This is a genomic window from Cellulosilyticum ruminicola JCM 14822 (assembly GCF_001311925.1).
GTDB classification, from domain to species: domain Bacteria; phylum Bacillota; class Clostridia; order Lachnospirales; family Cellulosilyticaceae; genus Cellulosilyticum; species Cellulosilyticum ruminicola.
On the sequence record NZ_BBCG01000041.1, the window covers coordinates 24,949 to 31,713 of the forward strand.

The 6,765-nt window shown below is 33.3% G+C and carries 5 protein-coding genes and 1 pseudogene; all 6 read right to left on the minus strand.

Translation table 11 applies throughout. From position 1 onward, the window contains the following. Window positions 1-36 precede the first annotated feature (36 nt). Window positions 37-855 (minus strand): ABC transporter permease, encoded by an 819-nt coding sequence (locus JCM14822_RS12780; RefSeq protein WP_054742771.1) that lies wholly within the window; start codon window positions 853-855, stop codon window positions 37-39. Beyond that, on the minus strand, window positions 848-1,594 hold the full coding sequence (locus tag JCM14822_RS12785; protein ID WP_054742772.1) for an ABC transporter ATP-binding protein: 747 nt from the start codon (window positions 1,592-1,594) through the stop codon (window positions 848-850). The genes JCM14822_RS12780 and JCM14822_RS12785 overlap by 8 nt, the downstream gene beginning before the upstream one ends. A 170-nt stretch (window positions 1,595-1,764) precedes the next feature. Beyond that, window positions 1,765-1,989: pseudogene (locus JCM14822_RS25070) on the minus strand (hypothetical protein); the annotation flags it as partial. A 169-nt stretch (window positions 1,990-2,158) separates the two neighbouring features. Next, entirely contained in the window at window positions 2,159-4,234 is a 2,076-nt protein-coding gene (locus JCM14822_RS12790; RefSeq protein ID WP_054742773.1) for a PAS domain-containing sensor histidine kinase, read from the minus strand. 206 nt (window positions 4,235-4,440) lie between these two features. Next, on the minus strand, window positions 4,441-5,799 hold the full coding sequence (locus JCM14822_RS12795) for an RsmF rRNA methyltransferase first C-terminal domain-containing protein (protein WP_054742774.1): 1,359 nt from the start codon (window positions 5,797-5,799) through the stop codon (window positions 4,441-4,443). A 69-nt stretch (window positions 5,800-5,868) separates the two neighbouring features. Next, on the minus strand, window positions 5,869-6,549 hold the full coding sequence (locus JCM14822_RS21255; RefSeq protein WP_054742775.1) for an FHA domain-containing protein: 681 nt from the start codon (window positions 6,547-6,549) through the stop codon (window positions 5,869-5,871). Window positions 6,550-6,765 lie beyond the last annotated feature (216 nt).

Consider the following 6,765-nt stretch of genomic DNA (forward strand, 5'->3'; position numbering starts at 1 on the left):
AAATGTTTATATAAACTATCATACGCTGCTTATTTTTCATTTAGTCACTCTTTTTTTCATCAGCCATTTTTCAAACCAGCCTACTAGCATATACATAAGAAAAGCACAAAGTGCCAAAACCACGACACCCATCATGACTAAATCTAATCTAAAAACTTGACCACCATAAACGATTAAATAGCCCAGTCCATTACGAGATACAATAAATTCACCAACAATGACCCCTACCCAAGCTAAACCAATATTAATTTTAATAATATTAATAAGATTGCCTAAGTTCGCTGGTAAAATTAACTTTCTTAAAATCTGCCCCCCTGTTGCACCGAAGCTTTGCAGCATTTTAATCTTCTCTTCATCTACATTTAAAAAATAATTATACGCTGATAAAATAGTCGTTACGATGGAAATAGTCACTGCAGTTAAAACAATCCCACTTATGCCAGCCCCTGTCCAAACGATTAAAATAGGCGCCAAAGCCGTCTTTGGCAAGGCATTTAAAACAACTAAAGTTGGATCTAGAATCTTGGCTACTGTTTCAGACCACCATAAAATAATAGCAATTATGACGCCAGTAATAGTCCCTATAGTAAACCCTAAAACCGTTTCACTGACAGAAGTTAAAATATGCTTAAATAAACTACCATCTACTACATAGCTTTTAAACAGGTCCCATATATCACTTGGGCTACTAAACAAAAAAGTATTGAGGATGCCACATCTAGCCAAAATTTCCCATAGTGCAATAAAGCCTACTAATAAAACAATCTGCCAAATAAAGATTTTACGCTTTGCTTGCGCCTTTGCCTTTAAATAACCTGCATAGGTTTCCTTCGCAACTTGCTTTGTTTTATGCATGACACTCCAGCTCCTTCCATAGTATATCGAAATAGTCTTTAAACTCTGGTGCCTTTCGACTACTTAAAGGCGTCCTTTCTCCTTCTACTGTCAGTGTAATACGATGACTACTTTTAATAGTTGCAGGTCTTTTAGAAAGCACACAAATTTCATCTGCCATACTAATAGCTTCTGAAATATCATGACTTACAAGTATAGCTTCCTTATTTTCTTTTTTGAGAATTTGATAAATATCATCACTTACCATAAGCCTTGTTTGATAATCTAAGGCAGAAAAAGGTTCATCCAGTAATAAAATATCCGGACTTGTAGCTAGGGTACGAATCAAAGCTGCTCTTTGACGCATCCCTCCAGAGAGTTGCCTTGGAAAGCTGTTTCTAAACTCCCATAAACCATAGGTTTGTAAAAGCTGAGCTACTCTATCTTTATTTTCCTGTGTCAATTTCTTTTGAATTTCAAGTCCGATGAGTACATTTGCCATAATTGTACGCCATTCTAGTAAATGATCATGCTGAAACATATAACCTATTTGCCCATTAATCTGAATTTCTCCAGAAGTAGGCGCTAATAGTTTTGAGAGAATATTTAAAATCGTAGATTTTCCACTACCAGAAGGCCCTAATATGACCAAAATTTCGCCTTTTTTTAGGGTTAGATTAATATCATTTAAAACATTTACTTCCCCTTCATCTGTGTAAAAACTTTTACATACATGTTTAAGTGTCATACGATTTGTCATTTTCCCACCACCTTACCTTAAAATGTGTAGGTTATTGTGCTATTACCATTCTATTCACTGAATATAGACCCTGTGCTTGTTCTTATCTTCTTGATTTAAGCACACAAAAAAGCCATGTAAGATTTTGATTCTTACATAGCTTTTCCTCATTTGAATGCTTGGATTTATAACTACTTTTTTTGTTTCGCTAATAAATATTTGTTGCCACTACATCCTGCTTCTTTAAACACGCAGTAATTATTAAAGATATAACCATAAGTATGATTTGCATCTGTTTTTGATGCATTAATATAACCTGCATTTTTATTGGCACTATAACGATATACTAGGCCACAATCTTCAAATAAAGTTTGGCCTATCCCGTAAATATAGTCAATATTTCCACCAATATAGCATCTATAGAAATATTAATATTAACTTTTTCACAATCTTCACCAATTAAAATGATAAATAGCGATGTAATCACTAAATGTTCTCTATAGTTACCTTCTTTTGCAAGGATTACTACATTTTCTTTTGTATCTTTTCTATATATTTAAAGTAGTTATTAGATGATATACTTTCCTACTTATCATATATATCTGAGAATTCCACTTTACATTTATAATTTAATTGTTCCTCACGGCCATTCATTGAATGTGCTTGAGATACAACTGTTTGACTATGTACAATAGGTAACATTACTTTAAATGTAGAGCCCTTTCCTTCTTCACTTTCTACCGTAATTGTGCCTCCTTGTTTTTCTACTAAAGATTTTACAAGGGCAAGTCCTATCCCAGAACCTTCGCATTTTCGCGTAAAGGAACTGTCAACTTGTGCAAACCGTTTAAAAATCATAGCTTGTTTTTCTTGTGGAATGCCAATACCGCTGTCTTTGACAGCAATGATTAGCGTTTCATCTCTTACATATAAGTTAACCTCTATAAGGCCACCTGGATTTGTATACTTCACGGCATTAGAAAGTAAATTTAACATAATCCTTTCTATTTTCTCAGGATCATAAGCCATTTCTAATTCTTCTACCTCTGTATCAAATATAATAGAAAGTTCTTTTTCCTTGAAATATTCTACAACAGACATTGTAATATCTTCTATTTCTCTTACAATCTCCCCATTAACTAGCTTCACATCATAATAGCCTGCTCCCATTTTAGAAATATCTGTAATGTTATTGATAAGACGTAATAAACGATAAATATTTTGCTTTGTAACTTGTTCGTAATGCACCAGTTTATTATAAATATTTGAGATGTTATATATCTTTTCTAATTCCTTAAATTCAAGGTCAAAACTTTGAAGCACACTATAAATAATATTTAATGGTGTCTTTAGTTCATGGGAAATATTAGCTAAAAGTTCTGTTTTAAGTGTTTCTAATTCCAAAGCTTTCTTATAAGCCGTACTTTCTGCTTCTACAGCTTTACGCTTAGACCATTCTTGCTCAAACTCTACAGCATAACTTACACTCTTTAAGATAATAGCAATGTGTTGACAAACCTTATTAATAATACATGCATCCATTAAAGAATACTGGCTATTAGATGAATAAACTGTCAAAATAGTCCCCATAAATTCACTATTATATTCAATAGGTTTAATACGCACATGATACTTTTCAGTTTTATCTAAAACATATCCCATATTACTGCCTATTCTCTCCTCAAAATCTTCTATTGGCCAAGTATTGCTTTCACTGAGCATTTGTAAGATAACTTCTTTATCAATGATTAAATTATTTTTCATTAAATATTTATTGTCTTTTTTTTGCAGTCTAGAAATTTCTTCTACTTGCCCTTGATGTGGATTATCCTTTAAGATAATCACCATCTTTTCTTGCAGCATCCTTTCAGCTGTCTCACTAAATTCTAGCAGCTCGACTAATTGACTATAAAAACGTTCTTGATTCATCATATTTCCTAAAACAGTATCTCCTATAACTTTTCTAATATCCACATTATATTTCAAAATATTGTACTCTACAATCCCAATATATCCCCTATATTGCCCCTCTCGAAATATGGGTACTTTTACAATTTGGTAAGGCAGCTCATCCTTCATATTTACTGTTCTACGTTCTTCATTGACCATAATGCCCTGTTTCAATGTTTCCTGGTCATTTTTGATTACTGCTGCTTTAATTTTCTTTCGATAAATGTCTTCTGTATTTTGTTTAATATTATTATCTTTAACACTATTTTTATTTTCGAAAATGCCATTAAACATTAAATTTGCGTTACAATTGACATACCTATAATTTTCTTCTTCATCAGCAATCCAGATACAATAAGGCATATTATCTAGAATTAGCGTCAACTCATTTCTACTAATTCCTTTTTCCGGTACTTTAACAAGTATCCAATAACATAACTGTCCATCCCATTCCTGTAAGAATACTTTGCCTTTCAAACTTACACCTTCTTGCTGATAAGTTTGCATTTGAATTGTTATTTCATCATTAGTTACCTCAGCTAATTGAATACTTTCACTTGTTGTCTGTATTATATTTTGTATGCTTCTATTTTCAGCATTTTCCATATAACCTAATGCCTTTAAAAGCTTTTCACTAACAATCTGAACCTTAAACTCTTTATTTAATATAACAACACCTTCACTTATGTAATCTAATAAGCTTCTATTCACGATTACACCCCTCTAAATTTTACATTATAAAACATCTATGGCATGTTTCTCATTCTATATTATACTAATACTCATACATTAAAACCATATTTTTTAAATTTTTATTATATTTTTAAATTTCTAATAATTCACTTTATAAATCAACAAAAAAGCAACCTTTCAAAGTTTTTTAAATAACTTCTTATCAGTTGCTTTTTATTTTAAATCTACATCCATCTTAATCCTTTAGGATAATGATTCTTAAGTACATTGCCACTTAATTTACCCCAGCCTAATGCATATCCATCTACACATACAAGATGCCAGCCTTTTTCACCTTCTGATGTAATCGTCTCACCTTTAAGGTACGCATTTACTCTTGCATCTTCTCTTGTAAGCTTACAAGTATGACGTACATCCCCTGGTCTTAAAGCTAAGGCTAAAGCATGTGATGGTTCAAAGCGTTTTTTCTTACATGTACCTAAGTGAAGTCCTGCACGTACTACTTTTAAACCTCTTAACGGTAATGCATATGGTAATAAATAAAGTTGTTCACCAAACATAACCGGATAACCTTCTGGCTGATTAACTAAATTTTCTTTAGCAAATGTTTCATAAGACTTCCATGCCACTTTGTTAATATCTGGAAGTTTTTCTGTGATTTCATTTGCCAGCTCAGCGCCTGATTTTTGGAGCACAGCTACATAATGTCCTTCACCTTCTAAAAGATGTGGCCAAAGTCTAAATGTATCCTTTACAGCTTCTACGCCATCTGCCCACTCTGGTCTTCCTGGTGCAAAGCCTTCATAAGCTTCTACTTTTTTGATTTCAAACTCAGGATGTGCTGCTACGAAGTTAGCCATACTGCGTTCATTTTCTTCTGGTGCAAAAGTACATGTAGAATATACAAGCGTTCCGCCTGGACGCAGCATAATCGCTGCACAATCTAAGATTTCAGCTTGCCTTAAAGCACACATCTCAACATTTTGTATGCTCCAATGGTTACGTGCCTCCTCATCTTTACGAAACATCCCTTCTCCAGAACAAGGTGCATCTACAACAATTCGGTCAAAAAATTCTGGAAAACGTTTTGCAAGATTTTGTGGTGTTTCATTGGTTACAATCGCATTTAGAATTCCCATACGCTCTATATTTTGTGCTAAAATTTTGGCACGAACTGGATGAATTTCATTCGAAATCAGCATCCCTTTGCCTTGAAGGGCCGCAGCAAGCTGCGTACTTTTTCCTCCTGGCGCTGCACAAAGGTCTAAAACACGTTCACCTTGAACCACTTCTGCAAGGGTTGCTACAGCCATAGCACTTGGCTCTTGAATATAATAGAGTCCTGCTTCATGATAAACATGTTTTCCCGGACGCTCCTCACTATTATAATAAAATCCTTCATTTACCCAAGGAATCTGACGTAAGTGAAAAGGACTTAGATTCATAAAATCTTCTTTTGCTACTTTAAGTGTATTTACACGTAATGATTGAGCACGATCTAAAGTATAACTTTGAAGAAAGGCTTCAAACTCTTCACCTAACATTTTTTGCATACGGTCTTTAAAGTCTTGTGGTAATTGCATATTGTGTCATCTCTTTCTTTTGTTTTATGTTCAGTTTATTATATAACAAAAACTTTTCTACGTATACTCTTACCATCTGACATGAAATTTTCTCGCACCGATGGCAATCTTATCGCCAATATTGAGTACAACGGCATATTCTATCGGTTTGCCATTTACAAAAGTACCATTTGTAGAACCTAAATCCATTAAATACACTTTGTCATCAAATGCATAAAACTTACAGTGCTTAGATGAAACTGTAGGATCATCTGCTATGACGACCTGACTCTTTTGTGGATTACGTCCTACAATAAGTTCATGTTTCAAATAAAAACTTACGCTCTTTGATAAGTCATTGATGTCTATTAAATTAATCTCAATCCCGCCTGGCATTTGAGTATTCCTATCATTTACAGTTTGTTCAGTTCCTGATTGTGTCATAGCCACTTGCTTTGTACTTAATGCTACTTTTGGGGTTACCTCTTCTGCCCTTAATGCTCTTGCTTTTTCAGCTTCCTCTACTTTTCTTAACTGTTTTGCTTTGTTAATATCTTGTGCTTCTTGTTTCTTATGTAACATTTCTTCCTTCTCATCTTCTACTTGTGATTGATCTATGCATCTTTTGAAAAACAGTTTATTAAAGAAAAATATTAAAACAACAGCAAGGCAAATTGCAATGCCTGCGCCAATTAGCATCCAGCCTTCCAAATTGAAATTTTGGTCTGATAATTGCGTTGGTTGCTGGGCTAAAATAATTAATTGTTCCATAATGTCCTCCATTACTTAGCCAAATAAAGTCCTTGCTCAATTTGACACTCTCATTTATTTTTAGCTTAACATTTAATTGTCTCCTATGAGTAAGTCTAAAGACATTATAATAAACTTATCTATAAATTTCCAGTTATAAATAATGACATTTTCTTATCTTATTCATGAACTTTTTTCTTCATTTGCTTGCTATGCTTCCAATATTTTAACGAGTTG

Coding starts and splice junctions, on each gene's coding strand:
- JCM14822_RS12780 (WP_054742771.1), bottom strand. CDS start 855: ATGCATAAAACAAAGCAAGTTGCGAAGGAAACCTATGCAGGTTATTTA.
- JCM14822_RS12785 (WP_054742772.1), bottom strand. CDS start 1,594: ATGACAAATCGTATGACACTTAAACATGTATGTAAAAGTTTTTACACA.
- JCM14822_RS12795 (WP_054742774.1), bottom strand. CDS start 5,799: ATGCAATTACCACAAGACTTTAAAGACCGTATGCAAAAAATGTTAGGT.
- JCM14822_RS21255 (WP_054742775.1), bottom strand. CDS start 6,549: ATGGAACAATTAATTATTTTAGCCCAGCAACCAACGCAATTATCAGAC.